Annotated in this window: 11 protein-coding genes and 1 tRNA gene; 1 reads left to right on the forward strand and 11 read right to left on the reverse strand. The window is 74.0% G+C overall.

All coding sequences use genetic code 11. The features are described from left to right. Positions 1-33: 33 nt before the first annotated feature. A complete protein-coding gene (lysA, locus tag CLV92_RS01875) occupies positions 34-1467 on the reverse strand; it encodes a diaminopimelate decarboxylase (protein WP_104431285.1) in 1434 nt (477 codons plus the stop codon). After that, entirely contained in the window at positions 1467-3131 is a 1665-nt protein-coding gene (argS, locus tag CLV92_RS01880) for an arginine--tRNA ligase (protein ID WP_104431048.1), read from the reverse strand. The genes lysA and argS overlap by 1 nt, the downstream gene beginning before the upstream one ends. A 111-nt stretch (positions 3132-3242) precedes the next feature. Between argS and CLV92_RS01885 the strand changes: the two genes are divergently transcribed. Continuing rightward, a tRNA-Arg gene (locus CLV92_RS01885) sits at positions 3243-3314 on the forward strand. Positions 3315-3371: 57 nt separating this feature from the next. On the opposite strand, the gene hrpB is transcribed toward CLV92_RS01885, so the two are convergent. The 9 genes from hrpB to CLV92_RS01930 all read right to left on the reverse strand — a co-directional run bounded on the left by hrpB (position 3372) and on the right by CLV92_RS01930 (position 17662). Beyond that, complete coding sequence (hrpB, locus tag CLV92_RS01890) at positions 3372-5894, reverse strand: ATP-dependent helicase HrpB (RefSeq protein WP_104431049.1); 2523 nt, start codon at positions 5892-5894, stop codon at positions 3372-3374. A gap of 30 nt (positions 5895-5924) precedes the next feature. Then, a complete protein-coding gene (locus CLV92_RS01895; protein WP_104431286.1) occupies positions 5925-7079 on the reverse strand; it encodes a serine hydrolase domain-containing protein in 1155 nt (384 codons plus the stop codon). 56 nt (positions 7080-7135) lie between these two features. Continuing rightward, positions 7136-8314 carry a serine hydrolase domain-containing protein gene (locus tag CLV92_RS01900; RefSeq protein ID WP_170112707.1) on the reverse strand — a complete coding sequence of 393 codons (1179 nt, stop codon included), beginning with the start codon at positions 8312-8314 and terminating at the stop codon, positions 7136-7138. 212 nt (positions 8315-8526) lie between these two features. Beyond that, on the reverse strand, positions 8527-9114 hold the full coding sequence (locus CLV92_RS01905) for an RICIN domain-containing protein (protein ID WP_104431051.1): 588 nt from the start codon (positions 9112-9114) through the stop codon (positions 8527-8529). 248 nt (positions 9115-9362) lie between these two features. Beyond that, the gene (locus CLV92_RS01910) at positions 9363-12020 is read right to left on the reverse strand and encodes a carbohydrate-binding protein (RefSeq protein ID WP_104431052.1); all 2658 of its coding nucleotides are present in this window, start codon (positions 12018-12020) and stop codon (positions 9363-9365) included. A 92-nt stretch (positions 12021-12112) separates the two neighbouring features. Continuing rightward, the gene (locus CLV92_RS01915) at positions 12113-13459 is read right to left on the reverse strand and encodes an ABC transporter substrate-binding protein (RefSeq protein WP_104431053.1); all 1347 of its coding nucleotides are present in this window, start codon (positions 13457-13459) and stop codon (positions 12113-12115) included. A 60-nt stretch (positions 13460-13519) separates the two neighbouring features. Beyond that, the gene (locus CLV92_RS01920) at positions 13520-14470 is read right to left on the reverse strand and encodes a carbohydrate ABC transporter permease (protein ID WP_104431054.1); all 951 of its coding nucleotides are present in this window, start codon (positions 14468-14470) and stop codon (positions 13520-13522) included. A gap of 10 nt (positions 14471-14480) precedes the next feature. Continuing rightward, positions 14481-15419 carry a carbohydrate ABC transporter permease gene (locus tag CLV92_RS01925; RefSeq protein WP_211290766.1) on the reverse strand — a complete coding sequence of 313 codons (939 nt, stop codon included), beginning with the start codon at positions 15417-15419 and terminating at the stop codon, positions 14481-14483. Continuing rightward, positions 15416-17662 (reverse strand): alpha-galactosidase, encoded by a 2247-nt coding sequence (locus CLV92_RS01930; protein ID WP_245886323.1) that lies wholly within the window; start codon positions 17660-17662, stop codon positions 15416-15418. The genes CLV92_RS01925 and CLV92_RS01930 overlap by 4 nt, the downstream gene beginning before the upstream one ends. Positions 17663-17830: the final 168 nt, after the last annotated feature.

Below are 17830 nucleotides of genomic sequence, written 5' to 3' on the forward strand. Positions count from 1 at the left end.
CGGCGCGCCGGTCGTGACCTCTCCCACCGGTCCTCAGCCGACGTCGAGGGCGAAGAGGTCCTGCAGGGTCTCCCGGCGCAGCAGCGGGCGGGCGACCCCGTCGCGCACGGCGATCACCGGCGGCTTGAGCACGTGGTTGTAGTTGCTCGCCATGCTGCGGCAGTAGGCGCCCGTGCCGGGGACCGCGACGAGGTCGCCGGCGCCGAGGTCGGAGGGCAGGAACTCGTCCTTGACGACGACGTCGCCGCTCTCGCAGTGCTTGCCCACGACCCGGGAGAGCACCGCCTCGGCGCCGGAGCGGCGGGAGGCCAGCGTGGCGGAGTAGTCGGCGTCGTAGAGCGCGGTGCGGATGTTGTCGCTCATCCCGCCGTCGACGGAGACGTAGCGGCGCCGCGCGCCGCCGTCGAGCTCGACGTCCTTGACGGCACCGGCCTCGTAGAGGGTGAAGGTGCTCGGGCCGGCGATCGCCCTGCCCGGCTCGACGGACACCTTCGGGCAGTCGATCCCCTCGGCGCGGCACTCCCGTTCGACGATCGCCGCGAGGTGGCGGGCGAGGTCGGCGGGGGTGAGGGGGTCGTGCTCGGAGGTGTAGGCGATGCCGAAGCCGCCACCGAGGTCCACCTCCGGGACCTCGGCCCCGTGCTCCCGGCGCACCCGCGCGGTCAGCCCGAGGATGCGCCGGGCGGCGACCTCGAACCCGCCGGTGTCGAAGATCTGGGAGCCGATGTGGCTGTGGAAGCCGAGCAGGCGCAGCTCGGGCCGCCGCAGCACCGCCGCCGCCGCCTCCTCGGCCGTCCCCGACGACAGCGAAAGGCCGAACTTCTGGTCCTCGTGCGCGGTGGCGATGTAGGAGTGCGTGTGGGCCTCCACGCCGACCGTGACGCGCAGCATCACGTCCGCGGTGGCCCCGAGCTCCCCGGCGATGTCGGCCAGGAGGTCCACCTCGCCGAGGTTGTCGACGACGATGCGCCCGATCCCCGCGGTGAGCGCCTCGCGCAGCTCGGCGGCGGACTTGTTGTTGCCGTGGAAGACCATCCGCCCGGCGGGCATGCCGCCGCGCAGGCCGGTGGCGAACTCGCCGCCGCTGGCGACGTCGAGGTTGAGGCCGTCCTCGGCCAGCCAGCGCACGACGCCCGTGCACAGGAAGGTCTTGGCGGCGTAGTAGACGTCCGCGCCGCCGCAGAGGTCGGCGAAGGCGTCGCGGAAGGCGTCGCGGAAGGCGGTGGCGCGGCCGCGGAAGTCCACCTCGTCGAGGACGTAGGCGGGCGTGCCGTGCTCCGCGGCGAGGTCGCGCACGTCGACGCCGCCCACGCGCAGTGCCCCGTCGTTCCCGCGGACGACGGAGGAGGCCCACAGCTGCGGGAGGAGCTCGTTGACGTCGCCGGGCGCGCGCAGCCAGTTCGGGACGATGGCGACGGAGGCGTTGCCGGGCGAGTGCATCGCACCCGCCTCGTGCGTGCGGGCCATCACATCCGCTCCGGGGCGCCGACGCCGAGGAGGTCCAGCCCCGCGGCGAGGACGGTGCGGGTGGCGTCGTTGAGCCAGAGCCGGGTGCGGTGGACGTCGGTGACGTCCTCCTCGGCCCGCGGCGTGACGCGGCAGGAGTCGTACCACTTGTGGTAGCGACCGGCCAGTTCCTCCAGGTAGCGCGCCACCCGGTGCGGCTCCCGCAGCTCCGCGGCGCGCGCGACGATGCTGGGGAACTCCCCCAGCGCGGCCAGCAGCACGGCCTCGGTCTCGTCGGTGAGCAGCGCGGGGTCGAAGGCGTCCTGCCGCTGCACCCCGGACTGCGCGGCGTTGACGCCGACGTTGACGGTGCGGGCGTGCGCGTACTGCACGTAGAAGACGGGGTTGTCGTTGCTGCGCTTGACGAGGAGGTCGAGGTCGATGTCGATGGCGGAGTCCACCGAGGAGCGCGCGAGCGAGTAGCGGGCGGCGTCGACCCCGACGGCCTCGACGAGGTCCTCCATGGTCACGACGGTTCCCGCGCGCTTGCTCATGCGCAGCGGCACACCGTCGCGCAGCAGGTTGACCATCTGCCCGATGAGGATCTCGAGGTTCTTCCCGGGCACGTCGCCGAACGCGGCGCACATCGCCATCATGCGGGCGACGTAGCCGTGGTGGTCGGCGCCGAGCATGATCACCGCCCGGTCGAACCCGCGCTCGCGCTTGTCGAGGTAGTAGGCGAGGTCCCCGGAGATGTAGGCGGGGTTCCCGTCGCTCTTGATGACGACGCGGTCCTTGTCGTCGCCGAAGTCGGTGGTGCGCAACCAGGTCGCGCCGTCGGCCTCGTAGATCCGGCCCAGCTCGCGCAGCCGCGCGACCGCCCGCTCGACCGCGCCGGAGGTGTGCAGGGAGTCCTCGTGGAAGTAGACGTCGAAGTGGACGCCGAACTCCGCGAGGCTCTCCCGGATCTGGGCGAACATCAGCTCGACGCCCTCGCGCCGGAGGGTCTCCTGCTGCTCCGGGCGCGGCAGTTCCAGCAGCCCCGGCACCTTCGCGAGGACGGCGTCGGCGATCTCGGAGATGTACTCCCCGCCGTAGCCGTCCTCGGGGGCGGGTTCGCCGTGGGCACGGGCCAGCAGCGAGCGGGCGAAGCGGTCGATCTGGGCGCCGTGGTCGTTGAAGTAGTACTCGCAGGTCACGTCGGCGCCGGTGGCCCGCAGCAGCCGCGCCAGGGAGTCGCCGACCGCCGCCCAGCGGGTGCCGCCGATGTGGATGGGGCCGGTGGGGTTGGCGGAGACGAACTCGAGGTTGATCCGCTCCCCCGCCAGGACCTGGCTGCGGCCGTAGTCCCGCCCCGCCTCGACGATGGCGCGGGCGAGCTGACCGGCGGAGGCCGCCTCGAGGGTGATGTTCAGGAAGCCCGGGCCGGCGATGTCGACGGCCTTGATGCCGGGCAGCACCGCGAGGTGGTCGGCGATCACCTGGGCGACCTGCCTCGGCGGTGCGCCCGCCTTCTTCGCCAGCTGCAGGGCGACGTTGGTGGCCCAGTCGCCGTGGTCGCGGTTCTTGGGGCGCTCCACGCGGACCTCGGCCGGGACATCGGCGGGGTCGAGGGTCAGCTGACCGGCCGCGACGGCGGTGGTGAGGCTGTCCCTGAGTGCGGCGGAGAGCTCGGCGGGGGTCACGCCTCGAGCCTACCGGCGCGCTCCGGCCCCCTCCGCCGCCGCTGCGTCCCCCGACGGGGCGACGGGGTCGCCGGGCACCCCGCCGACGCTGGTAGTGTCTCCTCGTCGCTGGCCCCCGTAGCTCAGCGGATAGAGCATCGGCCTCCGGAGCCGTGTGCGCAGGTTCGAGTCCTGCCGGGGGCACCCTCTCTTCCTCTTCCGTTCCCCGTTCGGCCCTCCGGCCCCCGCGCGACGTCCCGCTCAGCCGCGACGCTCGTTGAGACGCCGGGTCGCCGGCGCCGTCCACGGGTCCTCGGGCCACGGGTGGCGGGGGTAGCGCCCGCGCATCTCCGCCCGCACCTGCCGGTACGCCCCCTGCCAGAAGGAGGCCAGGTCGGAGGTCACCGCGAGCGGCCGCCCCGCCGGGGAGAGCAGGTGGACGACCACCGGGACCCGACCGTCGGCCACCCGGGGCCCCTGCGCCCACCCGAAGGCCTCCTGCAGCTTCACCGCGAGGACGGGGGCCGCCGGGTCCGCGTAGTCGACCCGGACGCGACCGCCGCTGGGCACCTCGATCCGCTCGGGGGCCAGGGCGTCGAGGCGGGCGGCCTCCGGCCACGGCAGCATCCGCCGCAGGGCGGCCGTCACGTCGATCCGGCGCAGGTCCGCCCGCCCGCGCGCCGCCGCCAGCTCCGACCCGAGCCACTCCTCCGCCCCCGCCAGCAGGGCGGCATCGGAGACGTCGGGCCACCGGTCGCCGAAGGCGTTGCGGCACAGCGCGATCCGCTCCCGCAGGCCGGTGGCGGCCGCGCTCCACGACAGGACGCCGAGCCCCTCCGAGCGCACTCCGTCGGCCAGCGCCGAGCGCACCGCGGCGCCGGACGGCGACTCCAGCGCTCGCTCGCGCAGCACGATGGCCCCCAGCCGCTCGACGCGCCGCGACCGCACGTCGCCGTCGCCCCAGCGCACCTCGTCCTCGACGACCACCTCCGCCGCGGCGACCGCCCGCGCGGTCTCCTCGTCCAGCGGCGCGGCGCTGAGGATGCGGGCGTCGGCGCGCCCGGCCGGCCGGTCCGCCAGTGCGACCGCCAGCCACGGCGCTCCCGTCCACGCCGAGCCCGGAGCCGGCCGGGCCCCCGTCCCGCCGAGCATCGCGTACGCCTCCCGCCCGGGGCGCAGCCGCGCGATCCGCTCCGGGTGGGCCAGCGCCACGACCGTGCCCGCCACGGCGTCGTCGGTTCCCCCGTCCCGCCCCGGCGGGCCCGCTGCGGCACCGCCCAGCTCCCGCTGCAGCCGCTGCACCTCCTGCCGCCACACCTCCCCCCGCCGGCCGCCGCCGCGGCGCAGCAGGCGCCACTCGGCCGTGAGGTCGTCGCCACCACCGGGCAGCAGGCCGTCGGCGGCCAGCAGGGCGACGACCTCCACCGCGCGCGGGCCCGCGCTGCGCCAGCCCTCCAGAAGCGCCCGCGCCAGCCGCGGGTGCAGGCCGACGGAGGCCATCCGCCGGCCCGCGGGGGTCACCGCTCCCGCCCCGTCCAGCGCCCCCAGCCGGCGCAGGACGTCGGTCGCGGCGGACAGCGGTCCCGGCGGGGGCGGGTCCAGCAGCGCCAGCCCCCGAGCGCCGGGGGCTCCCCAGCAGGCGGCGGCGAGCGCGAACGCCGCGAGGTCGGCGGTGGAGATCTCGGGGGCCGGATGCGCCGGCAGCAGGTCGTGCTCCCCCGGCGACCAGCAGCGCAGGACGACGCCCGCTCCCTCCCGCGCGGCGCGGCCCGCGCGCTGCTCGGCGCCCGCCCGCGAGACCCGGACGGTGTCGAGCCCGGACAGGCCGCGGGCGTGGTCGGTGCGGGGCACCCGCGACAGCCCGCTGTCGACCACCACCCGGACGCCGGGAACGGTGATGCTCGACTCGGCGACCGCCGTGGCCAGGACCACCCGCCGCCGCGGGCCCGGGGTCAGCGCCGCGTCCTGGGCGGCGGCCGGCAGCCGCCCGTGCAGCACGACCAGGTCGGCGTCCACGCCCGCCCCCGCAGCGAGATCGCGTCGGACGGCCTCGATCTCCCCCGTGCCGGGCAGGAACACCAGGACGTCGCCCGCGTGCTCGGCCAGGGCGGTGCGCGCGACCGCGGCGACGTGGGTCAGGAGGCCGGGGTCCACCCGCAGCCCCTGCGGCGGCGGAACCGGGCGCGGCGGCGGGGCCCACCGCACCGTCAGCGGATGCACCGGCACCGTCGCCGCGACCACGGGTGCCGGGGATCCGGAGCCGGCGCCCAGCAGGTCCGCGAGCGGGCCGGCCTGGGCGGTGGCCGACGTGGCGAGCAGGCGCAGGTCGGGACGCAGCACGCCGCGCACGTCGAGGGCGAAGGCGAGGGCGAGGTCGGCGTCGAGGTGGCGCTCGTGGACCTCGTCGAGCACGAGCACCGCCGTGCCGGGCAGTTCGGGGTCCTGCTGCAGCCGCCGCAGCAGCAGGCCGGTCGTCACCACCTCGATGCGGGTGGCGGCGCTGCGGCGGGAGTCCCCGCGCACCGAGTACCCGACGCGCCGCCCCACGTCCTCGCCCAGCAGGGCGGCCATCCGCCGCGCCGCCGCGCGCGCCGCGACCCGGCGCGGTTCCGCGACGACGACCCGGCCCTCGACCGTCGCGGCGAGGGCGAGCGGCACCAGGGTCGTCTTCCCCGTGCCGGGCGGGGCGACGAGGACCGCACCGCCGGCACCCTCGAGCGCGTCCAGCAGCTCCGGCAGCACCGCCCGCACGGGAAGGTCCGTTCCGGGTCCGTTCGGCAGCACGCGGGGAGTCTCCCAGCACCGCCCGCCCGCTCAGCCGCAGAAGACCTCCTCGAGCAGTTCCTGCTGGCCGCGGAACGCCCCCGCGTCGGGTGCGGTGGTGAGCGACAGCTCCAGCCGGGTCCGGGTGTGCGGGGCGCTCAGCGCCAGCGACGCGAAGCCGGGGATGCTCCCGCTGTGGCCCTCCACCACCGCACCGCAGCCGAGGGTGTCGCGCTGCAGGCCGAGCCCGTACGCCGGCGAGACGGGAGTGCTCCGGCGCATCTGCCGCAGCTGCTCGGCGGGCAGGAGCTCCCCGCCGAGCAGCGCCGCGAGGAAGCGGTCGAGGTCGGCGGTGGTGGACACCACCTCCCCCGCGGCCCAGGCGATGGAGGGGTCGAGCTCGGTGACGTCGACCACCTGCCCGGCGATCCGCTCGTAGCCGTGCGCGTGCGGGGAGGGCAGCGACTCCCGCCCGCCCGGCACGGACGTCGCGCGCAGTCCGAGCGGGGCGATGACGCGCTCCTCCAGCACCCGGCCGTAGGGCTTGCCCGTGACCGCCTCGACGAGCATGCCGAGGACGACGTAGCCGGTGTTGGAGTATTCGAACCGGGTGCCGGGCTCGAACTCCAGCGGCCGGGAGGTGGCGAGGGCGACGAGGTCCTCCGGCGCGTGGTGCAGGTGGCGCAGCCGCTCGAACTCCTCGACCGAGGAGAGGGCAGGCGGGTCGATCGGCACGTGGTCGGTGTAGCTGACCAGGCCGCTGGTGTGCTGCAGCAGCATCCGGGCGGTGATCCGGTCCCCGTCCGGCAGCAGCCCCGGCAGGTGGCGGGAGACCGGCTCGTCGAGCGAGAGCCTGCCCTCGGCCGCGAGCTGCAGCACCACCGTGGCCACGAAGACCTTGGTGATGCTGCCGATGCGGAACCGGGCCTCGTGCGGCACGGGCTCCGCACCGTCGTGGCGGGCCGTGCCGGCGCGCAGCTCCAGCACCTGCCCGTCCCTGGTGATGCGGGCGATGACGCCCTGGGCCCCGGTGGCGGCGAGGCGGTCCAGCGACTCCTGCAGCAGCTCCGCGTCGATGCCGGGGAGGGCGGGGCCGGCTGCGGGTCCGGGGGGCGCCGCGCTGCAGGCGAGCAGGCTCGCGGCGAGGGCCGCGGCGACCGCGGCGCGCGCCCGCCACCGGGTCCCGCCGGTGCCCGCCCCGTGCATCCGCTCAGGGTAGGAGCGGGCGGCGGGCTCGGACACACCGCCGGCCGCCCGCCGGCTCAGGCGCAGAACGCCTCGTCGAGGAGCTCGGCGTAGCCGCGCAGCTCTCCCGCGTCCGGCGCCGACGTCAGCGAGACCACCAGGCGCTTGCGCGTGTCGGGAGTGCTGAGCACCAGGCTGGAGAAGCCGTGGATCCCGCCGCCGTGGCCCTGCACGGCCACCCCGCACTCCAGGGGGCCGCTCTCCACGCCGAGGCCGTAGCCGGGCGAGACGGCCGAGGTGCGCTGCATCTCGGCGAGCTGGGCGGGAGCGAGGACCCTGCCGTCGAGCAGGGCGTCGACGAACCGGTCGAGGTCGGCCGTGGTGGAGACCATCTCCCCCGCGGCGGAGGCGACCGACGGGTCCAGCTCCGTGACGTTGACCACCTGCCCGGCCACGCGCGCGTAGCCGTGGGCGTGGCGGCCCGGCAGGTCGGTGCGGTCGCCGGGGACGGAGGTGGAGCGCAGGCGCAGCGGGTGGAGGATGCGCTCCTCCACTGCGCGGTCGTAGGGCTGCCCGGTGACCTCGGCGACGAGCATGCCGAGGACGACGTAGCCGGTGTTGGAGTACCTCCAGCCCGTCCCCGGTTCGAAGTGCAGGGGGTGCTCCGCGGCGAGCGCGACGAGCTCGGCGGGTTCGACGCGGCGGTCGAGCGAGGCCTTGAACTCCGCGACGCTCGTGTACTGCGCGGGGTCGAGGGGGAGGTGGTCGGTGTAGTTCGCCAAGCCGCTGGTGTGCTGCAACAGCATCCGGACGGTGATGCGGTCGCCGTCCGGCAGGAGGCCCGGCAGGTAGCGGGACACGGGGGCGTCCAGTTCCACGCTGCCCTCGCCCACGAGCTGGAGCACCACGGTGGCGACGAAGGTCTTGGTGATGCTGCCGATGCGGAACGTCCCCCGTCGCGGCACCGGACGGCGGCTGTCGATCTCGGCTGTGCCGCTGCGGAGCACCACCTGGCGGTGGCCGTCGGTGATGCGGACCTGCACCCCCTGCGCTCCCGAGGCGGCCATCTCGTCGAGTGCGCGCTGCACCGCGGCCCGGTCGATGCTGCGGGGGCCCGCGGCGCGGTCGGCGCTCCTCGTCGTGGGCGCGGCCTGCGCGGCCGCCGGGCCGGCGGCCTGCACCGTCAGCGCCCCGGTGCCCATCATCGCGGCGGTGAGCGCTCCCGCCAGGCGCCGCCTGCTCCTCGTGGTCCTCATGTCGTCCCCTCGTCGCCGTCGGCTGAGGGCACGAACCTCCTCCTCGACCGGCGCCGGCGGCGACCGCCCGAGGTCTCGGCGATGATCGGCCGGAAGACGCAGGCGCTGGCGACGATGTGCGCACGAGCGCCCGGCGGCCCCGCCGTGGAGCGGTGGGACGACCGGGCGCCGTGCGGCGGGTCAGGAGCTCAGGAGCTCAGGAGCTCAGGAGCTCAGGAGACGCTGCCGACCGACTCGAAGGTCCACTGCTGGGTGGGGTCGCCGCCGAAGCCCTGCGCGGGCGACTGCACGATGCCGAGCCCGTCAGGGGCGATGTCGAGGACCTTGCGGGAGCCGACGTTCTCGATCTCGTAGGTGCTGAGACCGGCGTCGGTGCCGCCGACCTGCCCGAAGTACCAGCGCTGGTTGGCGCTGCCCTTGTAGGACCACTGGATGATCTTCGCACCGTCGGCGGTGGAGGCTCCGGAGACGTCCGCGACGAGGCCGCTGTGACGAGCGATGAGCTGGTAGCCACCGCCGACCGCGCACACGGCGCGCCACTGCTGGTTGGCGCCGCCGGTCCAGCGGTACTGCACGAGGGGGGCGCCGGGGGCGGTGGAGCGCGCGTTGACGTCGAGGACCTTGCCCGTCGCCACGTTGGTGATCTTCCAGTAGGTGTCCGGGTCGGGCCCGCGGTAGCACACGGGGGCCGGCTCGGCGGCGGCGGTGGGCCCGGCAGCCGCGACGAGCGCGGACGCACCGAGGGCGAGGGCGCCGAGCGCGGTGAGCACGCGGCGGCGTGCGGAGGTGGCGGTGTGCATGGGAACTCCTCGAGCAGAAGGGAGTGGTGCGCGTGGTGATGCTCCGACGCCACGACGGGACGACCCGCCGTGGCCGCACGAGCCACACGACTGGGCGAGACTCTATAGGAAATAGAATCCGGCGGATCCCGTTCTCCGAGTTCCACCCGCCCGGACCCGCGCCCCGGCCGCTGCACCCGCTGAGCGTTCCGCGCGCCGCACCGACCCGCGGGACCGCGGTCGCGCCCGGCGACCGCGGTCCCGCGGCCTCAGCGCGCGGAGGTGGTCACCGACCGCACCAGCGGGGCGAGCTGGAAGGCGTCGACGTTCGGCGCGTTCCCGGACGGGTTCCCGAAGCGCAGGGCACCGGTGTCCGTGGTGAGGGTCAGCGGGACGTTGCGGGTCCAGAAGTTGTAGTAGCTGTAGTTGTGCCGGAACCTGCCCGTCACCGCCGCAGCCGCGCCGCCGACCTCGCTGACCTGCGCCGTCCGCGTGATGACGTCGGTGTTGTAGGCGTGCCCGGTGTTCTTCTCGGCGTTGCCGTAGCGGACCAGCAGGTTGTAGTCGCCCCGCGGGGTGCCTGCCGGACGGGCGACGGTGAGGGTCCGCCCGGCCGTGATCCAGCCGGCGTACTGACCCTGGACGTTCGAGCCGTAGCCGGCGGCGGGGGTCTCCACGGTGACGCCCGCACTGCGGGTGACGGCGCTGCTCTCGGCCTGGATGGTGCGGACCGAGGAGTCGGCGCCGGGGTTGCGGGTGACGCGGACCCCCTCGACCTCGACGCCGGCGATGCCCCCGATCCTCAGCTGCTGCACGCCGCGGGCGAGGTGGACCGTGGCGGTGGACGACCAGCGGCCCGCCCCGGTGGACCTCAGGCCGCGGACCGTGCGGCCGTTGAGCGTGGTGGACAGCTCCGTCGCCGACGGGGTGGCGTGGTCCACCGTGACGTCGTAGTAGCCGTCGTCGGCGGCGGCGAGGAAGAACTCGGTCGATCCGCCCGTCCCCAGGCGCACCGTGCCCGCGTAGGCGCCCTGGCCGGCCAGGACGGTCGTGGAGCCGGAGCGGCGCGCGGTCACGGCCGGGTACCGGGCGCTCTCCACCCCGGCCACCTCGGTGAGGTCGAACTTGTCGATCGACAGGTCGCTGCCCGGCAGGGAGGTGGCGCCTCCGTCGGCGCTCGTGCGCACCGACAGGTGGTGCGTGCCCGCCGACAGCCGCACCGGGACGGTGACCTGGCCCCGGTACAGGTGGTTCAGCGTGCTGGTGTACTGGATCGTCTGGTCGAGCGCCCCGTCCACGTAGAGGGCGTGGCGGCCGGTGAGGACGTTGTGGTCGTCGCCCGCCAGCCGTCCGCCCGTCCCGTAGGTGACCGTCAGGTGGTACGACCCGGTGCGCGGGACCGTGACGGGGAAGGTGACGGCGGCCGTGGGCGAACCCAGGCTGCCGACGTCGCGCGCCCCGGACATGGCGTTGACGAAACCGGTGTGCGGACCGTAGGCGCGTGCGCCCCCGCTCAGGGCGGCGCCCTCGGCCTCCACGGAGACCTGCCAGGGCTGGTCCACGGTGAGGGCCGCCGATCCGGCCGGCGTCACGATCACCCGGTAGGCGTCCATCGGGTCCCCGCCGGGGAGGTTGACGGTGGCGCCGCCGGTGCTGCTGAGCGTGGAGCGCTGCGTCTTCACGGTGCGGGGCTGCGTCGAGAAGCCCTCCTGCCCCGTCCAGTCGGCCCGCTCGACGCGCACGTCGACGCTGCTGCCGAAGACCGTGCGGTCCAGGCCGGTGAGGTTGAGGGCGACGCTGTCGGCGGTGCCGCCCACCAGGACGCTCGCCTGCCTGGCGCTGCGGTCCACGGCGGCCAGTCCCTGCACGGTGCCGGGGGTGTTCGGCTGGGGCGGGGTCAGCCGGACCGTCTCGCCCGTGAGGTCGCGGTACCACTTCAGCAGCCACCAGCCGCCGTTGGCCCCGTTGGCCTGGGCGGTGTGGTCGTTGAGGTTGCCGGCGTAGCCCCAGTAGGCGAGCTGGCCGTCCACCTTGGCGTTCTCCAGCATGGAGATCCACTGGATCATGCGTCCGGGGACGCTCGTGTCGTGCTTGCCCGCGTACTCGGTGATGTTCACCGGGCGCGGGCTGATGCCGAGCTCCCGCTCGATCCGGCGGTAGTCCGCGAGGTGCGCGGGGAAGTCGCGCAGGTCCACGTCGTCCAGCTCGTGCCAGGTGGTGATGTCGGGCAGCACGCCGTTGGCCTTGGCGAAGGCCAGGAAGTCCCGCAGGCGACCGGAGTTGTACTGCGACTCCCCCGTCGCGGCGATCCGCGCGTTCGGGACGATGCGCCTGATCTCGGCGTGGGCGGCCTTCCAGTCCGCGAAGAACTGGGCCTTGCGGTTCGTCCAGTCGCCGTACCAGATCCAGTCGGGCTCGTTGAACGGCGTGAAGACGTACCTGTCGAGGGTCCCGGGCGCCGCCCCGTCCTTGGTGCGCTGGACGACCTCGCGGACCTTCGCGAGGTAGTCCGCCTGACCGGGGTAGGTGTTGGACGGCACCCCGGCGTTGGCGTAGCCCCACTGCGGGTACTGGTCCTGGATGTTGACGTAGATGTCCTGCGTGCCGGCGTCGAAGAGGGTCCGGGAGGACGTCAGCGCGCCGCCGTTGGGGTGCTGCAGGCCACCCTCCGGCATCTGCGTGACCGTCCGGGGGGCCGCACCGGCGACGACGGCCCTGGTCGGGACGTCGTCGTCGCTGACGCCGTAGAGCATCCCCGTGGCGCCGCCGTGCACCGGGCCGGTGCGGGCGGCGAAGTCGACGGAGACGGTCACCGTCGCCGCCGCGGCGGGGCTCACCGCCAGGGCGACGGGCCCGACGAGTCCGGCGACGAGGACGGCCGCCGCCGTCCTGAGGGGCTTCCGGGACTGCCTGCGGGCAGCGGACATGGTTCCTCCACGGTGCGGTTCGCGATCGGTGACCGGTCGGCGCGGGGGCGTGCCGCCCGGCTGCTGGCGCCGCAGCAGCCGGGCGTGGAACATCACTGGAAGAGCGCGTTGACCTGCTCGTTGGCCTCGGTCAGGGAGGACGCGTCCGCCTCGCCCGCGAGCACCGCGTCCATCGCCGGCCCCATGATCGCCGCGATCTCCGGCGCGTGGTCCGTGATCGGGTAGAGGTGGGTGGCCCCCTCCTCGATGGGCAGGGTGAAGGCGGAGACGTCCACGCCCTTGGCGGCGAACTCCTCCTCCGCGACCTCGAGCGCCTCGGGCAGCGACGGGAAGACGACCGCGGCCTCGGCGACCTTCTTCTGGCAGTCGGCGGAGGCCAGGTGCTCCACCCACTTCCAGGCACCCTCCTTGTCGTCGGTGCCCGCGTAGATGGAGTCCGCCACCCCGTTGAAGATGGTGGCGCGCTCCCCGGAGGGGCCGACCGGCACGGGGGCGACACCGACGTCGACGCCGTCGTAGCCGAAGTAGCTGCCGATCATCCACGAGCCGTTGGTGCTGAGGGCGTACTTGCCCGCCCCGAAGGCGTCGTTGACGCTGACGCCCGCGCGGGAGGTGGCGAGGTCGGGCATGTAGCCCTTGTCGATGAGGCCCTTGAACCAGGCGATGGTGGCCTGGAAGCGCGGGTCGTCGTACTGGAACTCGGAGCCCCAGGGGTTCTCGTCGGTGAACTGCCAGCCGGTGCTGAGGGCGTACATGCTCCAGATCTGCTGGCCCACGCCCGCGCCGTTGTTCTCGTCCAGGCCGAGACCGTAGACCTCGACCTTGGACTTGTCGAAGCCCGGCTCGTCGCCGCGGACGCCGTTGGCGTCGACCGTCAGGTGGGCGATGAGGTCCTCGTAGGTGCCGCCGTCCTCGGGGTTCCAGGTGAGGTCGGCGAGGGTGGACTCGTCGACGCCCGCCTCGGCGAGGAGGTCCTTGTTGTAGAAGATGCCGATCGTGTCGAAGTCCTTGGGCAGCCCGTAGCGCTTGCCGTCCTGGCTCACCCAGACGTCCGCGAGGCCCTCGGGGTAGACGTCCGTCGAGATGCCGGCCTCCTCGACCTGCTCGTCGATGGGGAGGATCTGGTTCTTCGCCGCGAAGGTCGGGTAGTAGTTGAGGTGGTTCACGAACACGTCGGGCGCGTTGCCCGCGACGAGACCCGTGGTGATCTTGTTCCAGTAGTCGGCCCAGCCGAACTGCTCGATCTTGATCTTGGTGCCCGGGTTCTCGGCCTCGAAGGCCGTGGCGCACGCCTGGTACGCGGGAACCTGGTTGGAGTCCCACAGCCAGTAGGTGAGCTCGCCGTCGGCCTGCCCGCTCCGCGCGTCCCCGGAGCCGCAGGCACCGACGGCCAGGGGCAGCAGCGCAGCGGCCGCGGCCAGACGCAGGGTCTTCTTCACTGGAGTACTCCTTCTCTGCCCGCGACGTCGCGGGCGGTGGGTGCTTGCAGCGCGGAGGTGCTACTTGAGGCCGGAGAACTGGATCGAGTCGACGATCCGGCGTCCGAAGGCGGCGAAGAGAGCGATCATCGGGAGGGCCGCGAGCAGGGTCGCGGCCATCAGGCCCGCCCAGTCGGGACTGCCCTGCGGGGTCTGGGACCGGAAGATCCCGAGCGCGACGGTGAGGACGCGCACGTCCTCCTCCTGCCCGACGAGCAGGGGCCAGAAGTACTCGTTCCAGGACGTGATGTAGACGAGCAGCGCGAGGGTGGACAGGGGCGCCGCGCTCATCGGCAGGATGATGCGGAAGAAGATCCGCACGTGGCCGGCCCCGTCGATCTTGGCGGCTTCCTCGATCTCCCTGCTGAGGCCGAGGAAGAACTGCCGGAGGAAGAACACCGCGAACGGCGTCATGAAGAAGAAGGGCAGGATGATCGCAGCATAGGTGTTCAGCAGGCCGAGCCTCTGCATGAGCACGAAGTTCGGCAGCGCGGTGAAGATCGGCGGGATCATCAGCGCGGTGAGGAAGGCGAAGAACACCGCCTCCCTCCCCGGCCAGCGCAACCGGGCGAAGGCGTAGGCCGCCATCGCGCTGAACAGCACCTGCCCGACCGTGATGACGGAGGAGGTGAGGACGGAGTTCCACAGATAGCGCCAGAAGTCGATGGAGGCACCGGAACCGCCCTGCGCCCGCGCCTCCTCCAGCGTCGCCAGCCCGAGGACGCGCCGGAACGCCCCGAAGGTCAGATCGGCCGGCAGCAGGGACCCGGCGCCGGCCGCCAGCGCTCGGTTGTCCGACAGGGAGATGCGCAGCATCCAGTAGAAGGGGAACAGCGTCAGCAGCACCAGGGCGGCCAGCGCAACCCAGGCCAGCGCGCGCTGCCAGCGGATCCCGCGCCTGCGGGGCTTCCGCTGCGCAGGGGCGGAGGGGGCGGCCAGGCGCCCGGTGGGGTTCTCCTGCACGAGAGTCATGGGATCAACCTCAGTCCAGGTCCGAGTCACCGGCGCGCAGGATCTTCACCTGCGCGAGGGCGACGCCCGCGAGGATCACGAACAGCACCACGCACAGGGCCGCCGCGTACCCGAAGTCGAACTGCTGGAACGCCTTCTCGTAGATGTAGTAGTAGATGACGCGGGTCGAGTCGATCGGCCCGCCCTTGGTGGTGACGGCCACGGTGTCGAAGATCTGGAAGGACCCGATGACCGTCAGCACGAGCACCAGCACGAGCACCGGCCGCAGCAGCGGCATCGTGATGCGCCAGAAGATCCGCCACTCGGAGGCGCCGTCGATCGCCGCGGCCTCGTAGACGGAGGACGGGATGGACTGCAGCCCGGCGAAGATCAGCAGCGCGGTGTAGCCCATGTGCCGCCACACGTTGACCAGGGCGATGGTGGGGATGGCGGTCGAGGTCTCACCGAAGAACGCCACCGGGTCGAGCCCCACGAGCTCCAGGCCGCTGTTCACGATCCCGAGTTGCGCGTCGAGCATCGTGTACCAGACGAGCGCGACGACCACGTTGGCCACCAGGTAGGGAAGCAGCAGCACGCCGCGGATCAGCGTCGACTTCGTGAGCCGGTGCATCAGCACCGCCAGCGCGAGGGCGACCACCGTCTGCACGCCGATGTTGATGACGACGTACTCGAGGGTGACCGTCAGCGACTTCCAGAACCTGCGGTCACCGAGGACCTCGGCGTAGTTCTGGACCCCCACCCACTCCGGGGGCGCCAGCAGGCTGTAGTCGGTGAAGCTGAGGTAGAAGGTCCGCAGCGCCGGCCAGGCGTAGAAGGTGACGAACCCGAACGCGGCGGGCAGCAGGAACAGGAGGGCGGGCACCAGGTCCTGGCGGGAGCGGCCGGCGCGCAGCCGGGCGGCCGGGCGCTCGGTGGCGGACGGCTGCTGGGGGGCGACGGCGACGCTCACGGACGGGGCTCCCTCGTGACGTGCAGCAGGAGCGTGTGCTCGGGGTGCTGCGGGGGGACCTGGACGCCGACGCGGGAGAGCACCCGCCCCGGCAGGGAGGCTCCCTCGGCGAGCCAGGGCACCTGGACGATCGCCGTCGACGGCGGCACCCCGGCGGGACCGGCGACCCGGACCCGGTAGCGCGCGTCCGGGTCGAGGCCGGGCAGGCAGAGCCGCCCCGGCGTCGTCGTGACGCAGGTGGCCGTCGAGACGACGGCGAAGAGCGCCTGGGAGCCGTCGGCGGCGAGGACGCCGTGGACGTCGGTGGCGGCGCCGGCCGGGTCCGCGCGCACCACGCGGCCGGTGTGCAGCCAGTCGCGGACGCTCTTGTAGAGGGCCACCCACTGCCGCAGCTCGCGACGCTCGTCCTCGTCGGCCGCGGTGAGGTCCCACTCGATGCCGAAGCTGCCGAAGAGGGCGGTGGCGGCGCGGAAGGACAGGTCGTGGCGGCGGCCGGTGGTGTGGGACCGGCCGGCGCCGACGTGCGAGCCGATCATCTCCGGGGGCAGCAGCAGGCCGGTCCAGCGCTGGACCGACTGCCGCTCCAGCGCGTCGATGCAGTCGCTGGCCCAGACGCGGTCCGTGCGCTGCAGGATGCCGAGGTCGACCCGCGCCCCTCCGGAGGAGCAGGACTCGACCTCCAGGCGCGGGTGGCGGCGGCGCAGCTCGTCGAGCAGGCGGTAGACCGCCAGGGTCTGCCGGTGGACCGCCGCGACCCCCGTGCGCGAGGAGCCGGCGTCCACGAGGTCGCGGTTGTGGTCCCACTTGAGGTAGTCGAGGGCGTACTCGCTCACGAGGGCGTCGAGGCGTCCGAGGACGTGCGCGAAGGCCTCGTCGCGGGTGAGGTCGAGGACCTGCTGGGAACGCACGAGCGGCGGCGTGCGGGAGCCGGTGGAGAGGATCCAGTCCGGGTGACGGCGGATCAGCTCGGAGTCGGGGTTGACCATCTCCGGCTCGACCCAGAGCCCCATGCGCATGCCGCGGGAGCGGACGTGCTGCACGAGCGGGTGGAGGCCGTGCGGCCAGACCCGCTCGTCGGCGAACCAGTCGCCGAGCCCGGCGGTGTCGTCGCGACGTCCGCGGAACCAGCCGTCGTCCAGCACGAACAGCTCGGCGCCGACCTCGGCCCCGCGGTCGGCGAGCGCCGTGAGCCGGTCCAGGTCGTGGTCGAAGTAGACGGCCTCCCAGGTGTTCATCACGACCGGCCGGGGCCGGCGGGGGTGGTGGGAGCGGGCGCGCAGGTGCGCGTGGAAGCGCGCCGACATCTCGTCCAGGCCCTCGCCGCAGGAGGCGTAGACCCAGGGGGTGGTGTAGCTCTCCCCCGGGCCCAGCGCGACCTCGCCGGAGAGCAGCAGCTCCCCGCCGCCGATGACCGCCTCACCGGTGGGCAGCCGCTCGGCGTAGGTGCGGTGGTTGCCGCTCCAGCCGACGTGCAGGCCCCACACCCGCCCGCTGCGGAAGCCGAAGCCCTCCTCCCCCGCGACGAGGACGAGGGTGGCGTCGGAGCCGGTGCGCCCGCGGCGGCTGTCGCGGACGTGGGCGTCGACGCCGAACGGCCTGCGCTGCGGGGAGCGCTCCCGCCCCCAGCGCCCCGTGAGGTCGAGGACCTCGGTGGCGGAGCCGGGCAGCGGGAGGGCCAGGACGAGCCCGTCGAGCCGGTAGGGCGTGCGGCCGCCACCTCGCACGGCGGCGTCGGTGAGGGTCGCGCGCATCCGCAGCAGCCCCTCCGCCGTGAGCTCGAGCAGCAGGTCCAGCTCGAGGAGGGCGTCGGGGTCGACCGCCTCGACCCGCAGGCGGCCGCCGGTGGCGTCCTCCGCGCGGCTGGCGGTGACGGAGACCGTCACGAAGGAGGGCGACCAGTCCCGGCCGTCGCGCGAGCCCAGCAGGCCCGGCAGCCCCGCCCAGCCGGCGGCGTGCTCCGGCAGGACGGTGACGGGCAGCGGCTCGTCGAGGCCGTTGGGCACGACCGGCGGGGCGGAGACGGCGGCGAGGGCGGCGAGGTCGTCGGCGCCCAGGTCACCGAGGTCGGCGCCCCAGTGCAGCACGCGGGGCAGCCTCGCGCCGCGGCAGTCGACGACCAGGCTGACGCCGGCGGCACTGAGGTGGACCACGCTGCCGGCCGCGCCGAGCTCCCCGTCGGTGCTGCGGGGCGCCACCGAGCCGGCGGGCACGTCGCCGGTCCTTCGGGCGGGTGCGGTGGTCACGGGGCTCCTCCAGGGCGGGAAGGGTGCGACGCCCGGAGAGAGCGCCATTGATCGTTCCATGGAATTGAACGTTCCATGAGAGTGCCATCGGTCCGGGCCGCCGTCAACGAGTTCCAGCAAGTTCCAGGCGGCACATTTACCGATCAACGGAACTCGTGGCGGACAGGG

Origin of the sequence: Kineococcus xinjiangensis (assembly GCF_002934625.1) — a bacterium.
Lineage (GTDB): Bacteria > Actinomycetota > Actinomycetes > Actinomycetales > Kineococcaceae > Kineococcus_A > Kineococcus_A xinjiangensis.